A 22784-nucleotide genomic window follows, 5' to 3' on the forward strand; every position below is an offset into this window, starting at 1 on the left:
CCTCCCCTCAAGGGGGGGGGAGGCGCTGGAGCCGTGAACTTGCCGAACACGACGGAGGGAAGGCGGACCTGACCAGCGGGCCCACGACACCCAACCCATGCGATTGGGAACTGACACCGAACTCTCGCTCCCCTCCCCCCTGAGGGGAGGGGCTGGGGGTGGGGGTCCATCGGTGATCCACCGCACCACCCCCTCCCTCAATCCCTCCCTCAAGGGGGAGGGAGGCGCTGGAGCCGAGAACTGGCCGAACACGACGGAGGGAAGGCGGACCTGGCCAGCGGGCCCACGACACCCACCCATGCGATTGGGAACTGACACCGAACTCTCGCTCCCCTCCCCCCTGAGGGGAGGGGGTGGGGGTGGGGGTCCATCGGGGATCACCCGGACCACCCCCTCCCTCGATCCCTCCCTCAAGGGGGAGGGAGGCGATCGACCGGCTGACTGAATCCTACCGGTAGTTCCGCGGGTCGCGCTTCCGCCAGGCCCAGGGGTCATCGATCTTGGCGCCGGGCTGGAACACGCCGATCTGCGCCGCCTTGGCCTCGCCTTCCTCGGTGAGGTAGTCCTCGCCCTGCTCGACATAGGCCCGCGCCACGCCCAGCCGCACGAGTTCGGCGCCGATATCCTTGCCCGCCGAGGTGCAGACGCCATGGCGGCGGTTGAACTGGTCGGGCTTGCCCTCTTCCAGCGTGCAGCTGGCCTCGCCCGAGGCGATGAGTTCGCCGAGCGCCTGCCGTGCGGCGCCATAGCAATCCCACTTGAGCTCGCCGATGTAGCACTCCTGCGTGCGCTCGGGCGCATCGACGGCCCACAGGATCACGCGCTGCTTTTCGACCATGATGATGTCGGCATCGACCACCTTGGCCGCCCCGCTCACCACCTCCTTCGCCACGGCGCTGCCGGCGAGGGCAAGGCTCAGCGCTGCTGCCGCAATCGCGATCGTCCTGTTCACTGTTCCGTCCCCTGCACCCGTCCGTCGGGCATGATGTTGCGCGTCAGCGCCCCCGGCGCGAACTGGCCGAGGTCGACCCGCGCCCGCGTGAAGCGGTTGTCGTTGGCCTGTGCTCCGGCGAAGCTCGCCTTGTCGAGCTTGGCCCCCCAGAAGTCGGTAAGCGAGATCGTCGCGCCCGCAAAGCTCGCCCCGGCGCCGCTGACTTCGACGAAGCCGGCACTGACGATGGTGGTGCCGTCGAACTTCGTGCGCCCGATGCTGGCCTTCGCGAGGTTGGTGCGCTCCATCGAGGCTGCGGTCAGGTTGGCGTTGTTGAGCCGCACGTCCTTCATGATGGCCCAGTCGAGATTGGCGCCACCGAGATCGGCCCCGGTCAGGCGCGCGTGCTGCATGCGCGTCCTGCTGAAGTCGGCCTCGGTCGCCTTGATGGCCGAGAGCTGTGCTTCGTAGAACATCGCGCCGCTGAAATCGCCGCCCTCCATCACCGCCCCACCGAGGTCGGCGAGGTTGAAATTGGCGTCCCTGGCGACGACACCGGCGAGATTGGCCCCCTTGAGACTGGCGCGATGGAAGCTCGCGCCACTGAGGTTGGCCCCGCTGAGGTCCACGCCGTCGAGGCTGGCCTTCTTGAAACTCTGATTGGAGAGGTCGCAACCGCGGCACTCGGTCCGCGCGCCGCTGATGAGGTCCTCGACCGGACCGGCCAGCGCCGGCAGCGACAGGACCGCGAACGCGAGCGCGAACAGTGTTCTCATCGGCATGTCACCGCACCGGCGTCGTGTCGGGTTGATAGGGTTTCTGCACGACCTCGAGCCGGGTGGCGCTCTGGAAATAGTTGCGCTGCACCTTCTGCGTCTCGAGGTTGATCGAGGTCTGCCCCTTCTTGCGGAAGTAGGTCGCCTCGATCCGCATCGTGGCGTCGGCCGAGGGGCTCGAACCGGTGCAGATTTCGTGGATGAAGATCTGGCCTACCGGGAGCTGCCCGTCGGTTGCCGGAACGTCGGCGCAGTCGGGCGACCAGTCGCGGTACCGGCCCTTGAGGTTGTCGGCGAGCCGCATGGCGACCCGCCGGTCGCGCTCGCTTGCCCGCTCGTCGGTCACGATCCTTATGCCCCGCGCGAGGCCCGCGTCGTCGACAAGGACGGTGAACACCACCGGATGGGCGTAGATCGACGAGCCGCCCTGCACGAAGCGGTATTCCTCCTCCATCGCGCGCGCGATGTAGTCCTGCTCGTCGTCATAGGTGAAGAACACCTCGTGGAGGCCCGAGGGCTCTGCCGGGCAGGTGGCGAACTCGGAGAAATCCCTCAGCGGCGTCGATGGCGGACCGCCATTGGTGCCGCAGGCAATCAGGGCGGTCGCGCTTTCCGGGATCTGGGAGATCGGCTCGCCGAACTTGACGTCCCAGATCGTGAAGGCCGGGACATAGGTCAGGTCGAGCTGCGCCTGCGCCAATGCCGCTGGCGGCGCCATCAGCGCCGTCGCGACAAGCCAGACTGCAGCTGCCCCGGTCCGGCGCATCGGCCTTACGGCTTCATGCCGGCGCAGTTCTTGTCGGCGGTGCCTTCGAACCAGGCCACGCAATCCTCGTAGGTCGCCGCCGGCTTGGCCTGGATCGAGGTCATGATGTAGGCCACGAGGTTGACGATGTCGTTCTTCTTGATCGCCTTGCCCTTGTGCGGCTCGCCACCGGCCTCGAAGTCGGCCTTGGTCATGCCGTAGCAGCGATCGTCCTTGTAGGCCTGGCTGTCGTGGTAGGGCATGGGCGATCCCGGGATGCCGCAGCCGATGATCTCGATGAAGCCCGCAGCGTCGAGGCCGGACTCGCGCAGCAGCGCGGCGTTGCCTTCCGAGCGCGGGTTCTTGCCGAGGCCGTTGCCGTCCCAGCCGTGGCACGAAATGCAGTTGCCGCCCTGCTGGCCGTACATGCGCTTGCCGCGCACGATGTCGGCGCCTTCGAGCTCGGCCACGCCCTCGATCCTGGTGAGATCGGCATTGGCGGGCAGGCCGGCTTCCCCTGCTGCCCCGCCGCCGGCGGGAGCGTTGGCGGCGATGGCGACCGAGGTCGCAGCGATTGCGCCGGCAACGAGCAGCAGCGCGAGGGGTTTGCGAATGGACATCATGCGATCCTGTTTCTGGCAAAGCTGCCGGGCGGCCAAGGCCGCCCGGCGCAATACTCGTTATTGGCCGCGCCGTGCTTAGAGCGCGAACACGTAGAGCACGTTGGCCGCGGGGCGGTTGGCGAGCTCGGGGTAGCCGAAGGTGATCAGCGCGCTGCCGCCCGAGGCGATGGCGATGAATTCCTTGTCGCCGACCTTGAAGGCGATCGGCGGGGCGGTGAACGAACCACCCAGGTTGATCGACCACTTCTGCTCGAGCGTCTTGGCGTCATAGGCGCCGAACGTGCCGTCGAGTTCGCCCGTCCAGACCAGGTCCGGGGTGGACATCACGCCGGCATAGTTCGGATAGGGACGGTCGACCTGGGCGATCTGCTTGCCGGTCGACACGTCGAAGGCGAACAGCGAACCCGTCTGGGCGCCCGAGCCGGCCTGCGAGCCACCCGAGAACGAAGTGCCCTCGGTCGCGGTCTCTTCCTTGTTGGTCAGCGTCGAGCAACCCTCGATGCCGGCGCCGAAGGCAACCGAAGTGGTGGGGTCGAACGCCGGCGGCCAGAAGTTCATGCCGCCCTGGATGTTCGGGCAGGTATCGACCGTCGCGCCGCCGCGGCGGAGGGCACCGGCCGCATATTCCTGCAGCGACTTGGACGCATCATACTCGACCGGCTTGCCGGTCTTGGGGTCGATGCCCTTGGTCCAGTTCAGCTGCTTCACATAGGGGTTGGCAGCGATGAACGAGCCGTTGGTGCGGTCCAGGGTGTAGAAGATGCCGTTGCGGCCGAAGTGGGCCAGCACCTTGCGATCCTCGCCGTCGACCTTGGTATCGACGAGCAGCTGGGCGCCAACTTCGTCATAGTCCATGTAGTCGCCGGGAGTGTACTGGAAGTGCCACTTCAGCTCGCCCGTGTCGGCGTCGAGCGCCACCGAGGAGTTGGTGTAGAGGTTGTCGCCCGGACGGTATTCGGGGTCGAACATCGGCACCGGGTTACCCGTGCCCCAGTAGGTGGTGTTGGTCGCCGGGTCGTAGGAACCCGTCACCCAGGTCGCGCCGCCGCCGGTCTTCCAGCAGTCCGGATTGCCGGCTTCTTCGCACTTCCACGTTTCCGAACCGGGCTGGCCGGGCTCGGGAATGGTGTTGAAGCGCCAGCGCTCTTCGCCGGTCTTGACGTCGAGCGCCGCAACCCAGCCGCGGGTCGCCCAGTCGCCGTAGGACTGGCCGACGAGGACCATGTCCTTGACCACGAGCGGAGCATTGGTGAAGCCTTCGCCCGGCTCGGTGCCGACCTGCTGGTCCCACACCACGTCACCGGTCTCGTCGTCGAAGGCCATGACGCGGCCGTCGTTGAGCACGGTGATGACGAGGTTGTCGACCAGCGCGAGACCGCGCGAGGCGAGGAGGATCCCGCGGCTCGGGTCCTTGTCGATGCCGGTGTCGCCGATCCAGGCGAGCTTGCCGGTCTTGCCGTCGGTCACGTCGATCTTGTAGGGCGTGCCCCACGGATCGGAAATGTAGAGGAACCCGTCCTTGGCGAGCGGGGTCGCTTCCATCGAGCCGATGCCGAAGCCGGCCGGCTCCGTGCCGCCGAGCGGAATCGCGAAGGCGAGCTTGAGCCCCGCGACATTGGCCGCATTGATGTCGTTGAGCGGCGAATGGCGGCTCGCGCTGTAGTCGCGATGAACCATGAGCCAGTTGTTGGCTTCGCTTTCGCTGCCTGCGGCAGCAAGTCGCTCTGCGGTCACGTCCTGGGCCATGGCGAGGCCCGGCAGGACCAGCATGCTGCCCGCCAGCATGGCGGACATCAGGTGTTTGAGGCGCATTGGTTTCCCCCCTCTTTCAGTCGGTTCTTGGGTTGGCGCTGCGCCACATAAGACCGATGCGAGGGGAAGTTTGCCTATTTCATCTATTGGAAATTCTGCTGCAGGTCGCCGGCAAGGGCCAGCACGGGGGCGTGCTCCTTGTCCGTCCGGGGCCTGTCCGGATGCGGCAGTTCCAGCACCGTGCCGGCGGGTACGTTCTGGCTGTACTCGTTGCGGCAGAAGTCCGTGAGGCGCCGGAAGATGTTGGCATAGCCCGGCAGCGTCATGAGGTGTTTGGGCATGGCGAGGACGATCGAGCGGTCCATCGCCGCGAGCGCATAGACCCGGATCTTGCTGCGCACGGAGCCGGCGAGGCTGGGCAGCAGCGACAGCGGCACATGCGTCGTGGCGAGGCCTTCGGCCACGATGTCGGCGGCCGCGACATAGGTCATGGCCGAGAACGCCGGCGTCGAGAACGGCAGGTTGGCGCGGTACCAGGCATCCGACACCGGGCGCATCGGCACGTTCGAGCTGATCTCGACATGGCGCGCGAAGGCCGGATGGAGCTGGGCGGGCTTGGCGCCCTTGGTCAGGGCCTTCTCCAGCATGCCCTCGGGCGCGTCGCTGGGAACGAGGAACACCATCGGATCGCGGAACAGCAGCGCCGTGGCGAAGCTCGAACGATCTTCGGCCAGCGCCTCGTCATTGACGATCACGCAGTTGAGCTGGTGCAGCCGCAACTGCTCGACCAGGTCGCTGCTGGTGGTCGAATAGCTCACCTCGAACTTGGCGAACCCCGGCTCCTCGCTGGCGATGCGCGCCGCCGCCGACAGGAACCGCCCGCGCAGCGTCGGCGACAACCCGATCCTCAGGAACACCCGGCTGTCGACATAGCGCTTCTCGTGCTCGTCGATGGCCTGGTCGAACTTCCTGAGCACCTCGTCGGAGAACTTGAACCAGTACTCGCCCGAGGGCGTGAGACTGACCGTGCCGGTGCGGTTGCGGTTGATGAGCTGCGTGCCCAGCCGCTCCTCGAGTTTGGCCAGTTGCTGGCTGATCGAAGGCTGGCTGAGTCCGACGCGCCGCGACGCCTTGGTGATCGACCCCGCGATCACGACGGCGCGGAAAATCTGCATCTGCTTGAGGGTGATATCCATGCGAGGCCCTGTAATCCGGCGCCCATGTCAGCACAATGCGGCACATTCGATAAGCCAATAGAAGGTCGCACCGATCACATGGTCGGCAGGATACGCCCAAAGTCGTAGGCCAAAGCAAACGGCCCCCTCCGCATGAAGGGGGCCGTTTCACAGAGCGAAACTGCGAGGCGCGCTTACTGCGCCGGGGCCTCGGCAGGCGCCGTCGAGAAGGTCTCGAGATAGGCCACGAGATTGTCGACGTCAGCCGGGTCCTTGAGGCCCGGGAAGCTCATCTTGGTGCCCTTCACGAAGTCCTTCGGCTTGGTCAGGAACTCGTGCAGCGTCTCGGGCGTCCAGGTGAGCCCGCCGGCGCCGGCATCGATCATGGCCTGGGAATACTTGAAATCGGGGACCGAGCCGGCGACGCGGCCGAACAGGTCGTTCAGCTCGGGGCCGACCTTGTTCTTGGCGCCCTCGCCCACCGCATGGCAGGACTGGCACTTCTTGAACACCGCAGCGCCGGCAGCAGCATCGCCCTGCGCGAAGGCGGGGGCGGCGAGCAGCGCCGACATGACCAGACCGAGGGCCAGGATTCTCATGAACTCATCTCCAAACAACGCACCGGCTGGCGATGCAATGCAAAACGGGTGCGCCGGGTTCCCGCGCGTACGCGCGCGGGCAGGACGCACCTCCCCGGCTGCCTAATGCCACGGCTCGCGCCCGGATTTCCCAATACTGGTTATCAGTGCGGGCCCTTGCGGATGCGGCGGATGCCGAGGAACACGAGCAGTATCACCACCGGCGCCGACACCGCCAGCATTTCCCCCTTGGTGAACGGCACCACTTCGTGCAGGCCCTCGAACACATAGCCCAGGATTCCCAGGGCATAATACGAGATGGCGATGATCGAGAGCCCCTCGACCGTCAGCTGCAGCCGGTACTGGCTCTGCGCCGTCCGCGAGATGCCGTCGAGCACCGCCCGGTTCTGCGTCTGGATCGACAGCGTGATGCGCGCGTCGAGCAGCTCGATGGCCCTCTGCACCTTGTCGGTCAGCGCCAGCAGCCGCTTCTCCATCGCCTTGCAGGTGGCAAGCGCCGGCTGCACCCGGTTGTTGATGAAGCGCTCGATGGTGGTGAACTCGCCGATCGCCTTTTCCCTGAGCCGCGTCAGCCGCTCCGCCAGCACCTCGCCATAGGCCTGCGTCGCGGCGAATCGGAAGCTCGTCTCCTCGACCGTCCGGCCGATCTCGGCCGAGAGCCGGTGCAGCGCCTCGAGCGAGGCAGCGTGGGCCTCGACGCTGTCCCCGCCACCCACCTTCTGCATGATGCCGGCGAGCTGGCGCTCGTAGTCCGAGACCCGCCCGTTCGTCTCGCGCGCCAGCGGCAGGCCCATCAGCGCCATGATGCGATAGGTCTCGATCTCGAGCAGCCGCCGGGCGATCACTCCGATCCTCAGCTCGCCACTGCGCGCCGCCGCGACCTCGAAGCGGGTGAACCCCTCCTCGTCGAGATGAAAGTCGGTCGCCGCCTCGGCGCCGCCGTCGAAGATCGAGGAGTAGCAGAGGCTGAGCGGGCTGAAGCCGGCCAGCGCCTTCTTCCCGATCGCCTCCGTCGCAATCACGTCGATGCGGGTGGCGAGCACCAGCAGCAGCTTGTCGTGGAACTCGAGCCCGATACCGGCCGGGCGCGCATCCCAGTCGTCGGGAGACCCCGTCCAGGTGATGGTCGCGAACTCGTTGTGCAGCTCCCAGGTGACCTGCCGCCCGTCGCGCTCGAAGTCGAGCTGCCGGGCCCAGGCCGGGCCCTGCGGGTCGGCACCGGCGATTCGGCCCATCTGCTCGTGCAGCGCCCTGAGGTCGGCACCGCCGTCGGCACTCATGAAGCCCAGCCGCCGGATTCGGATTGGCGGCGACATGGGCAGCACGGGGCGCGCATGCGTCTCCGCCTCGATGATCTGCCGGTACTGATGTTCCTGCCAAGTCACTTGCCGCGTCCTTCCGCCTGCTTCGCCTGGAGCGTGCGCGCACTCGCTCGCCCCCGCAATCGTCACATTGTCGCGTTTGGGCCCATCGGGTTTGGCATTTCCAATGCCATGCATAGGCAGTTGCGATCGGGCCCCCATGCTAGCGGTGGCGCCAGTATCGACGCGCGACAGGAGGGGAGCGGCGTGGACGACGTGAAGGCAAGGGTCATCGGATCGCCCGCCGAAATCCGCGACTATGGCCCGGTGCTGCGCTGGCTGATCGTCACCGTGCTGGTGCTCCTCGGCCTCGCCGTCTTGTGGCAGCTCGGTTTCCTGCACACCGTCCTCGAGTCCGACCACACGCGCATCTCGCTGCTGATCCTCGCGATCTTTGCCATCACGAGCCTCCACTGCCTGTTCCAGTCGATCGACATCAGCCGCGAGCTGGTGGCGGCGCGGAAGGCCCGGGCGGCCATCGAGGCCGAGTCCGCCGCCGGCTTCCGCCTTCTCGGCGAACGCGTCCTGACCGGCGCCGGCACCGTGCTCGAGCCCGGCGTCCTCGCCCGGCACGTCGCGAGCCTCGTCCGCAAGTCCGAACTGGGCGGCCCCGGCCGGCTCGACCAGACGCTGCTGCTGCGCAATGTCGCCGACAAGCTGCGCGGCCGCGAAAAGCTCGGGCTGTTCGTTTCCGAGGGCCTGCTCCGCCTTGCCCTGCTCGGCACCGCCATCGGCTTCATCCTGATGCTGATCCCGATCGCCGGGCTCACCTCGTTCGATGCCGAAACGCTCCGCACCGCGCTCTCGGGCATGACCGGCGGCATGGCCGTGGCGCTCAACGTCACCGTCGCCGGCATCGCCACCGCGCTCGTCCTCAAGTTCCAGTATTTCCAGCTCGATGGCGCGATCGGCGAGCTCTTCTCCTCCATTGCCGAGGTAAGCGAGATCCACGTCGTGCCGGCGCTGGAGAAGGCGCAGAATGGACGGGCCTAGCCTCTTTTCCGGCTCGGAGGGCGACGACGGCACGTTCGTACCGTTCACCGACATCCTGTTCAACGTGCTGCTCGGCTTCACCATGATGGTGTTCGTCGCCTTCGCGTTGATCCGGCCCGACGCCAAGTCGGGCATGATCGACACCAATGCCGAGTTCATCATCACCACGACCTGGCCGGACGACAACGACGACGACATCGACACCTATGTGCAGGACCCGACCGGCAACGTCGTCTGGTACCACGCCATGCAGAAGGGCTTCGTCACGCTCGACCGCGACGACCGCGGCAACTATCTCGACGAAGTGACGGTCAATGGCGTCACCCACCATGTCGCCTTGAACCAGGAGACGGTGACGGTGCGCGGCCTCGTGCCGGGCGAGTACATCGTCAACATCTACCACTTCACCAACCCCACTGCCGCCGCGGTGCCGGTGACCGTGAAGATCGAAAAGATCAACCCCAAGGTCTCGGTCGTCTACTACGACACGCTCGTCCTCGATCATAAGGGCGACGAGAAGACCGTGGTCCGCTTCAATGTCGACGCGTCGGGCGCCGTCAGCGACATCAACACCGTGCCGGTGTCGCTGATCCAGGCCGTCCGCAAGGGCTGACCGGCATGACCACGCTCGTCATCTCCGCCGCGGTCGCCCTCTTCCTGCTGCTCGCGCTGCTGCTGGTCAGCCTCAACCTTTTCTCGCTGTGGAAGTGGTGGGTGAAGGCCGCCGCCATCGTCGTGACGCTCGGCTCCGTCGTGGTGCTCTACTTCGCCATGACCAACGTCGTCGGCTGGGCCACCACCGACCAACTCCCGGCCCGTTTCAGCCTTCTCCACACCCGCATCGTCGAGCCCGACAAGCTGCGCGGCCTCGCCGGCCGCATCTACCTGTGGGTCGAGCAGGTGGACGACAAGCAGGTCGTCATCTCCCCGCCGCGTGCCTACGAAGTGCCCTACGAGGTCGAGACGGCGAGCGAGGTGGCGACGGCCCAGCAGCAGATCGAAGGCGGCGGCAAGGTACTCGGTCAGTTCGCCGCGACCGGCAGCGAGGCGCCGACCAAGGACATCAACCCCACCGAAAAAGGCGAGGTCGTGGTCCACGCCGAAGGCGCCGGCCGCCGCGAGGGCGGCCCCAGCGGCGAGGGCATCGAAACCGTCGGCGACCCCGGCGCGCTCACCTTCTCCGAGATGCCTCCGGTGGAACTGCCCAACAAGGCCGTCATCCAGGTCGGGCAGTAGAACGCTACGCCCGCTTGCTCAACGCCTCCGCGGCGAAAGTCAGCGCGTTCTCGACCGCGCGGATCTCGACCACCACCGGCGCGACCAGCGGGTCGGATTCCCAGGTGTTGAAGCCGCGGTCCTTCGCCATCGCCGCCATCTCGTCACCGCGCCGGCCGACGATCTCGGCGGCCGTGCGGGCTTCGCCGAGGGCATTGGAGCGCATCACTTCGGGGGTCTGCGGGCTGGAGGCGAGCGACTGCAGGCGCCTGGCGTTGATCCGCCATTGCCGCGCGAATTCCTCCGCCCGCTTGAGGCGGAAGGAAATCACCGTGTCGCTCAGAACTTCTCCCATGCCGCCACCATTGATTCGCGCCGTCGTAGTGTCAATTTGCACCCGGCAATTTGATGGCGGCATGGCTAACCCGTGGCCGAAGCGCAGAAATCCTGCGACGGACTAGGGCAGCGGCTTGAGGTCGGCGAGCAGCGCCGGCACCAGTTCGCTCACCGTGGGGTGGACATGCATGGTGCCGATGATCGTATCGACGCTGACGCCCGCCGCCATCGCCTCGAGCAGCGACTGCATCACCTCGTCCCCTTCGATGCCGAGGAGCGCCACGCCGAGGATCTGGCGCGTCACCGCGTCGGCGAACACCTTCATGAACCCCAGCGTCTCGCCGCGCTCGTTGGCCCGGCTCACCCGCGTCATCGGCCGCGTCGCAACCAGCGCCGGCAGGCCCCTCGCCCGCACCTCCCGCTCGCTCATCCCGGCCCGGCCGAGCGGCGGATCGATATAGAGCCCATAGGCCGGGATGCGGTCCGAGACCTTGCGGCTGGCGCCGTCGAGCAGGTTCTGCGAGACGATCTCGAAGTCGTTGTACGAAGTATGGGTGAAGGCCCCGCGCCCGTTGACGTCGCCCAGCGCGAAGATGTGGGGCTGGCTGGTCCTCAGCCTGTCGTCGACCGCGATGTAGCCCGCCGCATCGAGCGCGACGCCGGCCTTGTCGAGCTGAAGATCCTCGACATTGGGCACCCGCCCCACCGCCAGCAGAAGGTGGCTGCCCTCGACCTCGCCGGCATGGTCCTTGCCGTACTTCACCACCACGCCCTCGCCGCGCCGTTCGGCCGCGAAGCACTCGGCATCCGTGATGATGCGGATGCCCTCGCCGGCGAGGATATCGCGGATCGCATCGGAGATGTCGTCATCCTCGCGCGACGCCACCCTTCCGCCCCGCGCCAGCACAGTCACCTGGGCGCCGAAGCGCCGGTACATCTGGGCAAACTCGAGCCCGACATAGGAGCCGCCCACGATGACGAGGTGCTTCGGCAGCGTATCGAGTTCGAGGATCGAGGTGTTGTCGAGATAGGGCACGCCCCGCGCCCAGTCGGGCGCCGACGCCCGCGCCCCGGTATTGAGGAAGATCTGCCGGCCCTCGAGCACCTGCCCGTTGACCTCCACCGCGTTGGGCGAGACGAACGCCGCCGAGCCGCGGATGACGGTGAGGTTCTCGGTGCTCTCCATCCAGCTGTCGAGCCCGTTGCGCGACGCCAGCACCACGCCTTCCTTGCGCGTCCGCACCGCCTTCATGTCGACGCTCACCGGCCCCGTGACGACGCCGAAATCGGCAGCCCGCCGCGCCAGCCACGCCACCCGGGCGCTCGCTACCAGCGCCTTGGTCGGCTGGCAGCCATCGTTGACGCAGGTGCCGCCCATGAAGCGCCGCTCGATCAGCGCGGTCCGCCAGCCCGCCCCGGCGAGCCGCGCCGCGAGGAACGGGCCCGCCTGCCCTCCGCCGATGATGATGGCATCGAATGACTGGCTCATGGGTGCTCCTCATGGGGATCGGCGCGCCCCGGGACCATAGCCGGGCAGCGCCGCTGCGTCATGGCTCGCCTGCAGCCGGTGTGCTTCGCGGCGACCCAATGTGCTGCTAGTGTCCGTCCCGGGTGGTGCGCCATCCCGGCGCGCACCGGCGATCGAGGGAGCCACACGACATGCCCGCCAAATCGAAGTCAGCCGACCCCGCCAGCACGGTCAGCGAAGACGCCATTCGCCACCGCGCCTATTTCATGTGGGAGGCCGACGGCCGTCCCGACGGCAAGCACGAGCACTACTGGCACGAGGCCCATGCCGAGGCTGCGAGGGGCAGGACCCCGGCCGAGCCGAGAGCCAACGGCTCCGGGGCCAAGCCGGTGAAGGCCAAGGCTGCCGCGGACAAGCCGACGAAGAAAGCCGCAACCAGGCCCCGCGCCGCGGTCGCGGCCAGCAAGGCGAAATAGTCCCGGCGACGCATCGCCAGCAATACTGGCGACGGTCACCGCCTCCCTCCCCCGCGAGGGGGAGGGAATGAGGGGGGAGGAATGAGGGAGGGGGTGGTTCAGCGGGCCACCGAGGGACCCAGCACCCCCAAACCCCCTCAGTCCTTGGCCGCGACGGCGATGATCTCGACCTTGAGCGAGGGATGCGCGAGGCGCGCCTCGATGCAGGCGCGGGCCGGCGGGTTGGCCGGGTCGATCCAGGCGTCGTAGACCGTGTTCATCGCGGCGAAATCCGAGATGTTGTTGAGCACGACCTGGCAGTAGAGGACCTTCGACTTGTGCGAGCCGGCTTCGGCGAGGAGCTTGTCGATCGTCTCCAGCACTTCGGACGTCTGCTTCTCGATCGTGCCGTTGTAGTCGGTCGCAACCTGGCCGGCGAGATAGACGGTGTTGCCATGGACCACGGACATGCTCATGCGCTTGCCGGGCTGGTGACGGGTGATGCTCATCTGATGCTCCTGAAGAGTACTGCGCGAGCCTCTTAGCCGCTGCGCCCTCCCGGCGGAAGCGGTCAATTTTGCGCAGCGCTCCCGGCGCGCACCGGCGGCAGGGCTCGCCAGGACGCTCGTCAGGACGGCCGGAGCATGCCTGACGCGTTATCGCGAGCATCTGCTGACGCCGACGGGCGCCATGGACGCCGCTCCCGTGTATGACGCTCACCTGCACTTCGGTATCTCGAACCCCGTGTGTACTATTTCGCACAAGTCATCTTTTACGTGTTTGTCTGACAACAGAGAAACACCCTCCGGAAACCCGATGTGATTACGATTGACCAACTATTGACTAGGTTTCGTTTTGCAGAAAGGATGCTGATGCGTGCCGCTCCAGAGGAGGGAAAGGGAGCTTGGGAGAGCTCCTGAGGTACGTACCTAATGACGCTACGCCGCCGCTGCGGCGGCCAGGGAGGAACAACATGAAGTCTCTAGTCAGTCTGGCGGCCGTGCTGGCCGCCGGGTTGGTCCTGTCGACTGTTGCCTATGCCCAGGACAAGCCCAAGCTCGCCTTCGTCGTCAATGCCGCCTCCGATTTCTGGAAACTCGCCGAGGCCGGCGTGAAGAAGGCGCAGGGCGAACTGCCCAACTACGAACTCGAGTTCAAGTATCCCGCCCAGGGCACCGCGGCCCTGCAGAACGCGCTGATGGACGACCTCGTCGCCGCCGGCACCGACGCGATCATGATCTCGTCGGCCGATCCCAAGAACTCGATCGACGCCTTCAACCGCATCGCCGCCCAGGTGCCGCTCTTCACCACCGACAGCGACGCCCCCGCCTCCAACCGCATCGCCTATCTGGGCTCGTCCAACACCGAAGCCGGCATCCAGGCCGGCGAGGAAATGGTCAAGGCCATGGCCGGCAAGGAAGGCAAGTGCATGGGCTTCGTCGGCTTCCTCGGCGCCGACAACGCCGTCGAGCGCATCAACGGCTTCAAGCAGGCCATCGAGGGCAAGGGCATCGAGCTGCTCGACGTGCGCGGCGACGACGTCGACTTCACCAAGGCCCGGACCAATGTCGACGACGTGCTCGTCGCCAACCCCGAGGTCAACTGCATGGTCGGGTTCTATTCGTACAACTCGCCCAAGATCTACGAGGCCCTGCAGGCCGCCGGAAAGCTCGGCCAGATCACCGTCGTCGCCTTCGACGAGGATCCGGTGACGCTGGGCGCCGTCAAGGAAGGCTCGTTCGTCTCCACCATCGTCCAGCAGCCCTTCGAATGGGGCTACCAGGGCATGTTGCTGATGGCCAAGTATCTCGAGGGCGACAAGTCCGGCATTCCCGAGAACAAGCTGATCATCGTGCCGACCAAGGTGATCAACAAGGAGAACGTCGACGCCTTCGAAGCCGATCTCAAGGCCAAGATCAGCGGCGGCTGATCTCTTTGGCGGGCTCCGGCGGGGCCCGCCCTTCTTCTCCCGGGGTTTACCCGATGATAGCCTCCCCGCTGCGGCAGGGAACGAGTAGGGAAGTTCGATGCCTGATGGCGGCAGCCCGGTGGGGGAACCGGAGATGGCCGGCAAGCCGTTCCTGCGGCTCACCGGCGTACGCAAGACCTATCCCGGCGTGGTGGCCCTCGCCGGCCTCGACATGACCGTGTCGCCCGGCGAGGTCATCGGCATCGTCGGCGAGAACGGCGCCGGCAAGTCCACCCTCATGAAGATCCTGGGCGGCGTCACCAAGCCCGATTCCGGCACGGTCGAGATCGACGGCGTGCGCTATGACGGGCTGACCGTCGGCGGCTCGATGCGCGCCGGCATCGCCTTCGTCCACCAGGAGCTCAACCTCTTCGACAATCTCGACGTCGCCGCCAATGTCTATATCGGCCGCGAGCCGCGCACCGGCGGCATCCTCAACCTCGTCGACGAGAAGAAGATGCGGGCCGACGTCGCCCCCTATCTCCGCCGGCTCGGCGCCCATTTCGCCCCCGATACGCCGGTAGCGCGGCTGTCGCTCGCCCAGCAGCAGATGGTCGAGATCGCCAGGGCCCTGTCGGTCAATGCCCGCCTCGTCATCCTCGACGAGCCGACCTCATCGCTGCCCATCGCCGAGACCGACAAGCTTCTCGAGGTGATCGCCGGGCTCAAGGCCGAGGGCATCGCCGTCATCTTCATCTCGCACCGCCTCGCCGAGGTCGAGCGCGCCTGCGACCGCGTCATCGTCCTCCGCGACGGCGTCCTCGTCGCGCGGCTCGATCGCGCCGAGGTCACCCACGACAAGCTCGTCAAGCTGATGATCGGCCGCGACCTCAAGGTCGCCTATGCCCCGCCCCACGCCGCCCGAGGCGCGCCGGTACTCGCCGCACATGGCCTCCGCACCGCGACCTGGCCCACCCACGATGTCGATCTCGAGCTTCATGCCGGCGAAATCCTCGGCCTTGCGGGGCTGGTCGGCGCCGGCCGCACCGAGCTCGCCCGCGTGCTGTTCGGGGTCGATCGGGCCTATGGCGGCGCCATCCGGCTCGACGGCAAGCCGCTGACCCTGCGCGGCGCTTCAGACGCCGTCGAACGCGGCATCTTCCTCGTTCCCGAGGACAGGAAGGGCGCGGGCATCCTGCTCGACATGACGCTCGCCCAGAACATCACCCTGCCCGACCTGCCGGCCTATGCCCCCGGCGGCCTCGTCTCCGAGACGCGCGAACTGGTGCGCGCCGAGGCGAGCCGCGGCGAGCTCGCCATCAAGGCGCCGTCGGTGACGACGCGCACCGCCAGCCTTTCGGGCGGTAACCAGCAGAAGGTCGTGCTCGCCAAATGGCTGGCCATGAAGCCCCGCGTCCTGATCTTCGACGAACCCACGCGCGGCATCGACGTCGGCGCCAAGGCCGAGATCTACCGGCTGATGCGCGGCCTCGCCGAAGCCGGCGTCGCCGTGCTGATGATCTCGTCCGACATGGAGGAAGTCATAGGCGTCTCCGACCGCGTCGCCGTCATGCACGAGGGTCGCATCACCGGCATACTCGAGCGCGCCCAATGCACCGAGGAGAACATCCTGACCCTTGCCATCGGCGCACCTCTGGCAAGGGCAGGCTAGAGCGTTTCGAGGAAAAAATGGCTGCGGTTTTCGGGTTCGGAAACGCGACAGGAAAGTGACGGGGAAGGCAATGAACAAGAAAGACCTGGGGCTGCTGGTTCTCATCCTCGTCGTCGGACTGGGTGTCTACCTGAAGAACCCGCTGTTCCTCTCGCCCAACAACCTCGCCAACACGGCCAACCTGATTGGCCTCTTCGGCCTGTTCGCCATCGGGCAGGGCTTCGTCATCATCACCGGCGGCATCGAGCTCAGCGTCGGCTCGATGATCGCGCTTCTGGGTGTGCTGTTCGTCGACATGGTCGGCAACAAGGGCGTCCCCTGGCCCATCGCCATGGCCGTGGTGATAGTCCTCGGCCTCGCGCTCGGCCTCGCCCACGGCCTGCTCATCACCAAGCTGAAGATGCAGCCGTTCGTGGTGACGCTGTGCGGCCTGCTCATCTATCGCGGCATCGCGCGCGGCTACACCGCCGACGCCACCGCCGGCTTCCCCTTCGGCTCCGTCTATCCCGGCCTCGATTTCTTCGTTGCCCGCTATTTCGGCATCCCCGTCTCGGTCTACGTGCTGGCCGTCGTCGCCGTGATCGCCTGGTTCACGCTGCACCGCTCGGTCTTCGGCCGCTATCTCTTCGCCATCGGCAAGAACGAGGAGGCCGCGCGGTTCTCGGGCATCCGCACCGACCTCGTCGTCACCTCCGCCTATGTCATCTGTGCCGGCCTCACCGCGCTCGCCGCGATCTTTTTTGCCATGTACACGCGCTCGGTCCAGCCGAGCTCGCAGGGCAATTTCTACGAGCTCTACGCCATCGCCGCGGCGGTGCTCGGCGGCTTCTCGCTGCGCGGCGGCGAGGGCTCGATCGTCGGCGTCATCCTCGGCACGATCCTGCTGCAGGAGTTGCAGAACCTTGTGAACCTCCTCGGCATCCCCTCTTCGCTCAACTTCGCGGTGATGGGCGGCGTCATCCTCATCGGCGTCATCGTCGACCAGCAATGGGGCGCCATCCGCGCCCGCCGCAGGATCGTCGAGGCGGCGCGCGGCACTCCGACGGCAACCGCCAGTCCCGAGCGGGAAGTCTCCTAGGCCGCGTGCCGCGAGCCGCCGCTATAGGCGATCCACAGGATCAGCACGCCGCTGCACAGCATGCTCACGCCCAGCATCAGGCCGAGGAACCAGCCGGCGTTGAAGGGAAAGCGCGTCAGCACGGCCACCGCGAGGACGATGTCGAGGATGCCCGAGGCCAGCAGCCAGGGCCAGATCACGGGTATGCTCGTCCGCTGCGCCACCGCTATGGCCACCTTGGCCAGTCCCGATGCGGCAAAGAACCCGACGAGCACTGAAGTCAGCATGTCCCCGCCGCCTACGGGCGCCCAGAGCAGCAATGCCCCCGCCGCGGCCGCCGCCAGCGCACCGCCGAAACCGAGCCAGGCCTTCCAGCCCTCCCGGCCGGAGAACCAGGTCATCACCCCGGCCGTCAGGCCACCGAGCAGCAGCAGCCAGCCCACGATCCGTTCGATGGCCTGGCCGGTCATGGCCGGCGCGAAGATGGCTCCCAGGCCCAGTATCGCGAGGATCACTCCGGCGATCGTATAGGCCATCCTGCTCTGGCGAATCTTGTCCGTCGTGATCGGAAATGAGCGCATCATCCTGCCTCCGGCTTGCGTTCGCGCATGCGCTTCTCATCGAGTTCGCGCAGCTCCGTCTGGTCGCGTTCGAGGAAGAAGTTGAGGAAGGTCCGGATCCCCGCGATCGCCGCCAGCTTGCCGATATCCTCCCAGTTCGGTGCCAGCGCCGTCTCGATGATGTCGGCGGCAAGCTGGATGGTGAGACCGGCGACGAGCCAGCGCGAGAACTGCAGCCAGACCAGGCGCGCCCGGTGCTGGTCGACCGGCCTGAAGATCAGGCCGACGGAGCGGATGAACGCATCGATCGTGCCGTAGGCGACGACCGCCAGCGCCATCAGGTTGAACAGCGGGACAAAGAACTCGGTGGCACGGGTAAGCCACTCCTCAAGCATTCCTGCCCTCCTCGGCGAGGAGGAGGCGGACTTGGTCCCGCCACACATCCATGCGAAAGTTGGTTAGCGAGTAGTAAATGCGTATGGAGTGAGTGCAGTGCTTCGCGAGACCAATGGCGAGTGGAATGGGGGCAATGGCCGCTGGTGCCGGGCCTGCAAGCAGCCGATCGAACAGGGCCAGGCCGCGACACGCCTGACGTTCGACCAGGATCCGCACGGCTTCGATGGTCTCACCGGCGACTATCACACCACCTGTTCGAGGCCCTACGCCTCGATCGCCCGGGCGCTCGACGCCCTGTCGCGCTTTCCGCGCGGGTAGTCCGGTCGCGTCGGCCAGCATCGCCGCCCTCCTCAGATGAACGGGCCGAGCCGGAACAGGATGCTGAGGACGGCGAATATGCCGACCAGCAGCAGCAGAACGGCGAGGACCAGGTTGAAGGAGAACGGGAAGGGGCTCTCGGCGTGGATGCTTCCCTCACGTTCGAGCGCGGCACGTTGCCCCCTGAGCTGGGCCATGTATCTGAGCTGGTAGATGATGCCGGCGATGAGCGTCACGATCCCGATGAGGATCAGAGTGACGCCGAAATTCCGCGCCGCATGGTCGCGAAGCTGCCCCGTGCCCTGGATACCCTCGATCACCTTGTAGATCGTGAACCCGAAGCTGATCAGTGACAGCGACGTGCGGGTCACGGCCATCATGTTGCGGTCCGCCGCGAGGCGGGTGCGCTGGAACGCCAGCCCGGTCCGTCGGGCTGCCAGGTCCGTCCCCCGGTCGTCGTCGATCATGAAGGGATCGGGCATCACGCCCCCCTCGATACGATCAGACGCGAGGAAGTCTGGTTCTCCGCGGCCATGGGCCATCCTCAGTGGGCGGCCCGAGCCCGGTTATCGATGCTCTGGTGACTCAGTCATGGCGCGCGCGTTGCGGCACCAGCGAGGAGACTGCTCGGGGACTTAAAGCATGGTGCGCTTTGCGCCGTGGTTTCCGTGAAAGGAGCAAACTGGCGAAAACTCGTCGCGCAATGGAGGCAATCCGGGCCGCGGGTTAAGGAAGTCGCAGCGCCCACGCGGGGGGCGCTTGTCGTTCGGCGACTCCAGTCGGCCTCGTTTGAACGGAAATAGAGTCTGTTTTTCGCCGTTCACTTAACGGCGCGCTGCACCAAAACATGGAGAAGTCCCCGCAGCGGGTTCCTCACGCTCGCGTTCAACCAGGAGCGAGAGGGATTTCATCATGCCCGCCAGCAAACCAAACGTCCTCGTGATGTGGGGCGACGATATCGGCCAGTCGAACCTCAGCTGCTACAGCAAGGGGGTGATGGGCTACCGGACGCCCAATATCGATCGCATCGCCGATGAGGGGATGTGTTTCACCGACTCCTATGCCGAACAGAGCTGCACCGCCGGCCGGGCCTCCTTCATCACCGGTCAGTGTGGCCTCCGCACCGGGCTCACCAAGGTCGGTCTCCCCGGCGCCGAACTCGGGCTCAAGGCCGAGGACATCACCATCGCCGAAGCGCTGAAGCCGCTGGGCTACCGCACCGGCCAGTTCGGCAAGAACCACCTCGGCGACCGCGACGAGCACCTGCCCACGATGCACGGGTTCGACGAGTTCTTCGGCAACCTCTACCACCTCAATGCTGAGGAGGAGCCGGAGGAAGTCGACTATCCCAACGAGAAGGACTTCCCGAACTTCAGGAAGAAGTACGGCCCGCGCGGCGTGCTGCACTGCTGGGCCGACGGCAAGGGCGGGCAGAAGATCGAGAACACCGGCCCCCTGACGAGGAAGCGCATGGAAACGATCGACCTCGATTTCCTTGCGGCAGCCAAGAAGTTCATCCAGGCCGCCCACGATGCGGGCGAGCCGTTCTTCGTGTGGTTCAACACCACGCACATGCATGCCTGGACCCACGTGGATCCGAAGAGCCGTGGCCAGTCCGGCCGCTGGCAGTCCGAGTACCACGACGTGATGATCGATCACGACAAGTGCATCGGCGAGATGCTCGACTTCCTCGACAAGCTCGGCATCGCCGACAACACGTTCGTGCAGTACTCGACCGACAACGGCCCGCACATGAACACCTGGCCCGATGCGGGGATGACCCCCTTCCGGTCCGAGAAGAACACGAGCTGGGAGGGCGCCTATCGCGTGCCGTGCATGGTTCGCTTCCCCGGCAAGATCAAGGCCGGCTCGGTGTCGAACGAGATCATCAGCCACCTCGACTGGTTCCCGACCATCCTCGCCGTTGCCGGCGAGGACGACATCGTCGACAAGCTGAAGAAGGGCCAGAAGATCGGCGGCCAGACCTTCAAGGTCCACCTCGACGGCTTCAACCTGCTGCCGTACCTGACCGGCAAGGCGGACAAGAGCCCGCGCCAGGGCTTCATCTATTTCACCGACGAGGGCGACGTGGCGGCACTGCGCTACGACAACTGGAAGATGCTGTTCCTCGAACAGCGGGTCGAGAAGACGCTCAAGATCTGGCAGGAGCCGTTCATCGTCCTGCGCACGCCATACATCTTCAACCTGCGGTTGGACCCGTACGAGCGCGCCCAACAGACGTCGAACACCTACTACGACTGGATGTTCCGGCACATCTACATGCTGGTGCCGGCGCAGGCCATGGTCGGCGAGTTCCTTGCCACCTTCAAGGAGTTCCCGCCGCGGCAGAAGGCGGCGAGCTTCAGCCTCGACCAGGTGGTCGAGACCATGACCGATGCGGCGACGGGCGCGTAGTCACAAGGGCCGGGCAGCCGACTGCTGCCCGGCCCTCCCAGTCCGCTGCACCGGGACTGGTCAATCCATCCGTGTCGCCGACTCGCCGAGATACCGGTAGCGGAAGCCATCGAGCGCGGTGAACCTGCCGCTCGTGCAGTTCCCCCGATTCCCGCTGCTACATCGTGATGCCGCCGTCGGCGATGAAGTTCGTGCCCGTGGCGTAGGCACTCTCGTCGCTCGCGAGATAGACGCAGAGGTGAGCGATTTCCTCGGGTTGCGCCATGCGCCCCATGGGCTGGCGGGCGATGAAGGTCTTCCAGATCTCGTCGTGGTCGCCCAGCGAATTTGCGCGCTCGTGCAGCGAGGGACTGTCGACGCTGCCGGGGCAGAGGGCATTCGCCCGGATGCCGTTCTTCATGTAGTCGAACGCCACCGACTTGGTGAAGCCGATCACGGCGGCCTTCGACGACATGTAGCTCACCCGGTTGGGCACGCCCTTCAGCGAGCTCGCGACCGAGGCGACGTTGATGATCGAGGCCCCGCCCTGCGCGATGAACGCCGGCAGGAACGCCTGGGTCAGGATGAACATCGGCGTCACATTGATGTCGAAGCTCAGCTGCCAGTCCTCGAGGCTCGTCGTCCCGAGCATGCCCTGATGCACCCAGCCGGCGCCGTTGTAGAGCACGTTGACGCCCTGGTGCCGCGCCGCAGCTTCCCGGAGCGCCAGATGGTCGGTCACGTCGAGCGCATAGACCTCGTGACCCGAGGAGATTCGGTTGAGCTCCTCGCCCTTGAGCGCGATGCCCGCCGCGTCGCGGTCGGTCGCGATCACCCGAGCGCCCTCGCGGGCGAAGGCAACCGCGGACGCTCCACCGATACCGGCCGCCGCGGCCGTCATGAACACTACCTTGCCTTCCAGCCGGCCCATTGGCATCTCCTCCGATTTGACGATACCGGCTTCGGCGCCGGTCGATTGTTCCAATGCCTCCCATCCGCTACCATTCCAGTCAAGGGAGCGATGAACCGCATGCACGATGACAACCTGAGCTGGGAAGCCCTGCTTCCCCCGATTTTCGCCGCCGCCGGTGTGGATTGCGGCCCTACGCTGACGGTCGAGCCGCTGACCGGCGGGGTCTCCTCCGACATCGTCCGCATCACCCTTGCCGATGGCCGCCTCTATTGCGCCAAGCGCGCGCTGAGCAAGCTCAAGGTGGCGAGCGACTGGCAGGCGCCGCTCGAGCGCAACCACTACGAAGTGGCCTGGCTGCGCCGCGCCAACACGATCGTTCCCGGCGCCGCGCCGCGGGTGATCGGCGAGGACCAGGCCCATGGCATCGCACTGCTCGAATATCTGCCGGCCGAGGACTATGTGCTGTGGAAAGCCGAACTCCTCGCCGGCCGCGCCGATCCCGAGGTTCCGGTCGCGGTTGCCGACGCGCTCGGCCGCATCCATGCCGCGACGCTGAACGACCCTTCCGCCGCCGCCCAGTTCCCCACCGATCACCTGATCGATGCGCTCAGGCTCGATCCCTACCTGCGCTTCACCGCCGGCCGCCATCCCGATCTTGCCGACCGCATCCTCGCGGTGCTTGAGACCACCGCCTCGACCAGGCTCGCGCTCGTCCACGGCGACGTCAGCCCCAAGAACATCCTGGTTTCGCGTCGCGATGGTCACCCGGTCCTGCTCGATGCCGAATGCGCCTGGTACGGTGATCCGGCCTTCGACGGCGCCTTCTGCCTCAACCACCTGCTGCTCAAGTCCATCCACCTGCCGGCGATCGGTGATACCCTCCTCGATCAGGCGACGGCCTTTGCCTCGACCTGGCTCGGACACTTCCCCGCTTCTCTGCGGGCGGAAGTCGAGGCGCGGACGGCGACGCTCCTCCCCTGCCTCATGCTTGCCCGCGTCGACGGCAAGTCGCCGGTCGAGTATCTCAGCGACGAGAACCGCCAGGTCGTGCGCGACCGGGCCATTCCGCATATCCGGAAGCCACCGGCGGATCTCGTTCATCTTTTCGACAGCCTTCGTTCATCGCGGTAGTTTCG

25 protein-coding genes are annotated in these 22784 nt (G+C 66.5%); 10 read left to right on the top strand and 15 right to left on the bottom strand.

Features of this window, described 5'->3' with window-relative positions; translation table 11 throughout:
- Positions 1 to 448: 448 nt before the first annotated feature.
- From PRN20_RS01010 to PRN20_RS01045, 8 genes are all read right to left on the bottom strand, one after another.
- Positions 449 to 952: a thermonuclease family protein gene (locus PRN20_RS01010; protein WP_273955065.1), complete on the bottom strand. Its 504-nt coding sequence runs from the start codon at positions 950 to 952 to the stop codon at positions 449 to 451.
- On the bottom strand, positions 949 to 1707 hold the full coding sequence (locus PRN20_RS01015) for a pentapeptide repeat-containing protein (protein WP_273955066.1): 759 nt from the start codon (positions 1705 to 1707) through the stop codon (positions 949 to 951). The genes PRN20_RS01010 and PRN20_RS01015 overlap by 4 nt, the downstream gene beginning before the upstream one ends.
- A 7-nt stretch (positions 1708 to 1714) precedes the next feature.
- The gene (locus tag PRN20_RS01020) at positions 1715 to 2473 is read right to left on the bottom strand and encodes a hypothetical protein (RefSeq protein WP_273955067.1); all 759 of its coding nucleotides are present in this window, start codon (positions 2471 to 2473) and stop codon (positions 1715 to 1717) included.
- Positions 2474 to 2478: 5 nt separating this feature from the next.
- On the bottom strand, positions 2479 to 3072 hold the full coding sequence (locus PRN20_RS01025; RefSeq protein WP_273955069.1) for a c-type cytochrome: 594 nt from the start codon (positions 3070 to 3072) through the stop codon (positions 2479 to 2481).
- Between the two features lie 78 nt (positions 3073 to 3150).
- A complete protein-coding gene (locus tag PRN20_RS01030) occupies positions 3151 to 4887 on the bottom strand; it encodes a pyrroloquinoline quinone-dependent dehydrogenase (protein ID WP_273955070.1) in 1737 nt (578 codons plus the stop codon).
- 83 nt (positions 4888 to 4970) lie between these two features.
- Entirely contained in the window at positions 4971 to 6023 is a 1053-nt protein-coding gene (locus PRN20_RS01035) for a LysR family transcriptional regulator (protein WP_273955072.1), read from the bottom strand.
- 173 nt (positions 6024 to 6196) lie between these two features.
- Positions 6197 to 6601 (bottom strand): c-type cytochrome, encoded by a 405-nt coding sequence (locus tag PRN20_RS01040; RefSeq protein ID WP_273955074.1) that lies wholly within the window; start codon positions 6599 to 6601, stop codon positions 6197 to 6199.
- Positions 6602 to 6744: 143 nt separating this feature from the next.
- Positions 6745 to 7986, bottom strand: a complete 1242-nt coding sequence (locus PRN20_RS01045; protein ID WP_273955075.1) for a DUF3422 family protein — start codon at positions 7984 to 7986, stop codon at positions 6745 to 6747.
- A 183-nt stretch (positions 7987 to 8169) separates the two neighbouring features.
- Between PRN20_RS01045 and PRN20_RS01050 the strand changes: the two genes are divergently transcribed.
- The 3 genes from PRN20_RS01050 to PRN20_RS01060 are packed head-to-tail and all read left to right on the top strand — an operon-like array spanning position 8170 to position 10191.
- Positions 8170 to 8955, top strand: coding sequence for a biopolymer transporter ExbB (locus PRN20_RS01050; RefSeq protein ID WP_273955077.1), 786 nt, complete (start codon positions 8170 to 8172; stop codon positions 8953 to 8955).
- A complete protein-coding gene (locus tag PRN20_RS01055) occupies positions 8942 to 9568 on the top strand; it encodes a hypothetical protein (RefSeq protein ID WP_273955080.1) in 627 nt (208 codons plus the stop codon). Before PRN20_RS01050 ends, PRN20_RS01055 begins: the two co-directional genes overlap by 14 nt.
- A 5-nt stretch (positions 9569 to 9573) precedes the next feature.
- The gene (locus PRN20_RS01060) at positions 9574 to 10191 is read left to right on the top strand and encodes a hypothetical protein (protein ID WP_273955081.1); all 618 of its coding nucleotides are present in this window, start codon (positions 9574 to 9576) and stop codon (positions 10189 to 10191) included.
- Between the two features lie 4 nt (positions 10192 to 10195).
- Here the strand turns inward: PRN20_RS01060 and PRN20_RS01065 are convergent, their stop codons facing one another.
- A complete protein-coding gene (locus tag PRN20_RS01065; RefSeq protein WP_273955082.1) occupies positions 10196 to 10525 on the bottom strand; it encodes a hypothetical protein in 330 nt (109 codons plus the stop codon).
- A gap of 102 nt (positions 10526 to 10627) precedes the next feature.
- Entirely contained in the window at positions 10628 to 11995 is a 1368-nt protein-coding gene (locus PRN20_RS01070) for an FAD-containing oxidoreductase (RefSeq protein ID WP_273955083.1), read from the bottom strand.
- A 170-nt stretch (positions 11996 to 12165) separates the two neighbouring features.
- On the opposite strand from PRN20_RS01070, the gene PRN20_RS01075 reads away from it, so the two are divergent.
- Positions 12166 to 12450, top strand: coding sequence for a DUF2934 domain-containing protein (locus PRN20_RS01075; RefSeq protein ID WP_273955084.1), 285 nt, complete (start codon positions 12166 to 12168; stop codon positions 12448 to 12450).
- Positions 12451 to 12587: 137 nt separating this feature from the next.
- On the opposite strand, the gene PRN20_RS01080 is transcribed toward PRN20_RS01075, so the two are convergent.
- Entirely contained in the window at positions 12588 to 12938 is a 351-nt protein-coding gene (locus PRN20_RS01080) for a RidA family protein (protein ID WP_273955085.1), read from the bottom strand.
- A 464-nt stretch (positions 12939 to 13402) separates the two neighbouring features.
- On the opposite strand from PRN20_RS01080, the gene PRN20_RS01085 reads away from it, so the two are divergent.
- The 3 genes from PRN20_RS01085 (at position 13403) to PRN20_RS01095 (ending at position 17088) form a co-directional block, all read left to right on the top strand.
- A complete protein-coding gene (locus PRN20_RS01085) occupies positions 13403 to 14359 on the top strand; it encodes a sugar-binding protein (protein ID WP_273955087.1) in 957 nt (318 codons plus the stop codon).
- A 97-nt stretch (positions 14360 to 14456) separates the two neighbouring features.
- Positions 14457 to 16010: a sugar ABC transporter ATP-binding protein gene (locus tag PRN20_RS01090; protein WP_273955089.1), complete on the top strand. Its 1554-nt coding sequence runs from the start codon at positions 14457 to 14459 to the stop codon at positions 16008 to 16010.
- Positions 16011 to 16080: 70 nt separating this feature from the next.
- Complete coding sequence (locus tag PRN20_RS01095; protein WP_273955091.1) at positions 16081 to 17088, top strand: ABC transporter permease; 1008 nt, start codon at positions 16081 to 16083, stop codon at positions 17086 to 17088.
- Here PRN20_RS01095 and PRN20_RS01100 read toward each other — a convergent pair.
- The gene (locus PRN20_RS01100) at positions 17085 to 17651 is read right to left on the bottom strand and encodes an HdeD family acid-resistance protein (RefSeq protein WP_273955093.1); all 567 of its coding nucleotides are present in this window, start codon (positions 17649 to 17651) and stop codon (positions 17085 to 17087) included. The genes PRN20_RS01095 and PRN20_RS01100 overlap by 4 nt on opposite strands.
- Positions 17648 to 18022 carry a DUF1622 domain-containing protein gene (locus PRN20_RS01105; RefSeq protein WP_273955094.1) on the bottom strand — a complete coding sequence of 125 codons (375 nt, stop codon included), beginning with the start codon at positions 18020 to 18022 and terminating at the stop codon, positions 17648 to 17650. Before PRN20_RS01105 ends, PRN20_RS01100 begins: the two co-directional genes overlap by 4 nt.
- A gap of 97 nt (positions 18023 to 18119) precedes the next feature.
- On the opposite strand from PRN20_RS01105, the gene PRN20_RS01110 reads away from it, so the two are divergent.
- Complete coding sequence (locus tag PRN20_RS01110) at positions 18120 to 18341, top strand: hypothetical protein (protein ID WP_273955096.1); 222 nt, start codon at positions 18120 to 18122, stop codon at positions 18339 to 18341.
- Between the two features lie 32 nt (positions 18342 to 18373).
- Here the strand turns inward: PRN20_RS01110 and PRN20_RS01115 are convergent, their stop codons facing one another.
- Positions 18374 to 18823 carry a YidH family protein gene (locus PRN20_RS01115; protein ID WP_273955099.1) on the bottom strand — a complete coding sequence of 150 codons (450 nt, stop codon included), beginning with the start codon at positions 18821 to 18823 and terminating at the stop codon, positions 18374 to 18376.
- 430 nt (positions 18824 to 19253) lie between these two features.
- On the opposite strand from PRN20_RS01115, the gene PRN20_RS01120 reads away from it, so the two are divergent.
- The gene (locus PRN20_RS01120; RefSeq protein WP_273955100.1) at positions 19254 to 20756 is read left to right on the top strand and encodes an arylsulfatase; all 1503 of its coding nucleotides are present in this window, start codon (positions 19254 to 19256) and stop codon (positions 20754 to 20756) included.
- A 157-nt stretch (positions 20757 to 20913) separates the two neighbouring features.
- Here the strand turns inward: PRN20_RS01120 and PRN20_RS01125 are convergent, their stop codons facing one another.
- Positions 20914 to 21666, bottom strand: a complete 753-nt coding sequence (locus tag PRN20_RS01125) for an SDR family oxidoreductase (RefSeq protein ID WP_443112537.1) — start codon at positions 21664 to 21666, stop codon at positions 20914 to 20916.
- Positions 21667 to 21765: 99 nt separating this feature from the next.
- Here PRN20_RS01125 and PRN20_RS01130 point away from each other — a divergent pair, with 99 nt between their 5' ends.
- On the top strand, positions 21766 to 22779 hold the full coding sequence (locus PRN20_RS01130; protein ID WP_273955102.1) for a phosphotransferase family protein: 1014 nt from the start codon (positions 21766 to 21768) through the stop codon (positions 22777 to 22779).
- Positions 22780 to 22784 lie beyond the last annotated feature (5 nt).

This window comes from Devosia sp. ZB163 (genome assembly GCF_028613635.1).
Taxonomy (GTDB): Bacteria; Pseudomonadota; Alphaproteobacteria; order Rhizobiales; family Devosiaceae; genus Devosia_A.

Excerpts from the sequence above, each read along its gene's own strand:
- PRN20_RS01120 (WP_273955100.1), top strand. The coding sequence starts at position 19,254 with ATGCCCGCCAGCAAACCAAACGTCCTCGTGATGTGGGGCGACGATATC.
- PRN20_RS01070 (WP_273955083.1), bottom strand. The coding sequence starts at position 11,995 with ATGAGCCAGTCATTCGATGCCATCATCATCGGCGGAGGGCAGGCGGGC.
- PRN20_RS01080 (WP_273955085.1), bottom strand. The coding sequence starts at position 12,938 with ATGAGCATCACCCGTCACCAGCCCGGCAAGCGCATGAGCATGTCCGTG.
- PRN20_RS01035 (WP_273955072.1), bottom strand. The coding sequence starts at position 6,023 with ATGGATATCACCCTCAAGCAGATGCAGATTTTCCGCGCCGTCGTGATC.
- PRN20_RS01030 (WP_273955070.1), bottom strand. The coding sequence starts at position 4,887 with ATGCGCCTCAAACACCTGATGTCCGCCATGCTGGCGGGCAGCATGCTG.
- PRN20_RS01060 (WP_273955081.1), top strand. The coding sequence starts at position 9,574 with ATGACCACGCTCGTCATCTCCGCCGCGGTCGCCCTCTTCCTGCTGCTC.
- PRN20_RS01065 (WP_273955082.1), bottom strand. The coding sequence starts at position 10,525 with ATGGGAGAAGTTCTGAGCGACACGGTGATTTCCTTCCGCCTCAAGCGG.
- PRN20_RS01100 (WP_273955093.1), bottom strand. The coding sequence starts at position 17,651 with ATGATGCGCTCATTTCCGATCACGACGGACAAGATTCGCCAGAGCAGG.
- PRN20_RS01130 (WP_273955102.1), top strand. The coding sequence starts at position 21,766 with ATGCACGATGACAACCTGAGCTGGGAAGCCCTGCTTCCCCCGATTTTC.
- PRN20_RS01055 (WP_273955080.1), top strand. The coding sequence starts at position 8,942 with ATGGACGGGCCTAGCCTCTTTTCCGGCTCGGAGGGCGACGACGGCACG.
- PRN20_RS01105 (WP_273955094.1), bottom strand. The coding sequence starts at position 18,022 with ATGCTTGAGGAGTGGCTTACCCGTGCCACCGAGTTCTTTGTCCCGCTG.
- PRN20_RS01115 (WP_273955099.1), bottom strand. The coding sequence starts at position 18,823 with ATGCCCGATCCCTTCATGATCGACGACGACCGGGGGACGGACCTGGCA.
- PRN20_RS01075 (WP_273955084.1), top strand. The coding sequence starts at position 12,166 with ATGCCCGCCAAATCGAAGTCAGCCGACCCCGCCAGCACGGTCAGCGAA.
- PRN20_RS01085 (WP_273955087.1), top strand. The coding sequence starts at position 13,403 with ATGAAGTCTCTAGTCAGTCTGGCGGCCGTGCTGGCCGCCGGGTTGGTC.
- PRN20_RS01090 (WP_273955089.1), top strand. The coding sequence starts at position 14,457 with ATGCCTGATGGCGGCAGCCCGGTGGGGGAACCGGAGATGGCCGGCAAG.
- PRN20_RS01020 (WP_273955067.1), bottom strand. The coding sequence starts at position 2,473 with ATGCGCCGGACCGGGGCAGCTGCAGTCTGGCTTGTCGCGACGGCGCTG.
- PRN20_RS01125 (WP_443112537.1), bottom strand. The coding sequence starts at position 21,666 with ATGGGCCGGCTGGAAGGCAAGGTAGTGTTCATGACGGCCGCGGCGGCC.
- PRN20_RS01025 (WP_273955069.1), bottom strand. The coding sequence starts at position 3,072 with ATGTCCATTCGCAAACCCCTCGCGCTGCTGCTCGTTGCCGGCGCAATC.
- PRN20_RS01095 (WP_273955091.1), top strand. The coding sequence starts at position 16,081 with ATGAACAAGAAAGACCTGGGGCTGCTGGTTCTCATCCTCGTCGTCGGA.
- PRN20_RS01040 (WP_273955074.1), bottom strand. The coding sequence starts at position 6,601 with ATGAGAATCCTGGCCCTCGGTCTGGTCATGTCGGCGCTGCTCGCCGCC.
- PRN20_RS01015 (WP_273955066.1), bottom strand. The coding sequence starts at position 1,707 with ATGAGAACACTGTTCGCGCTCGCGTTCGCGGTCCTGTCGCTGCCGGCG.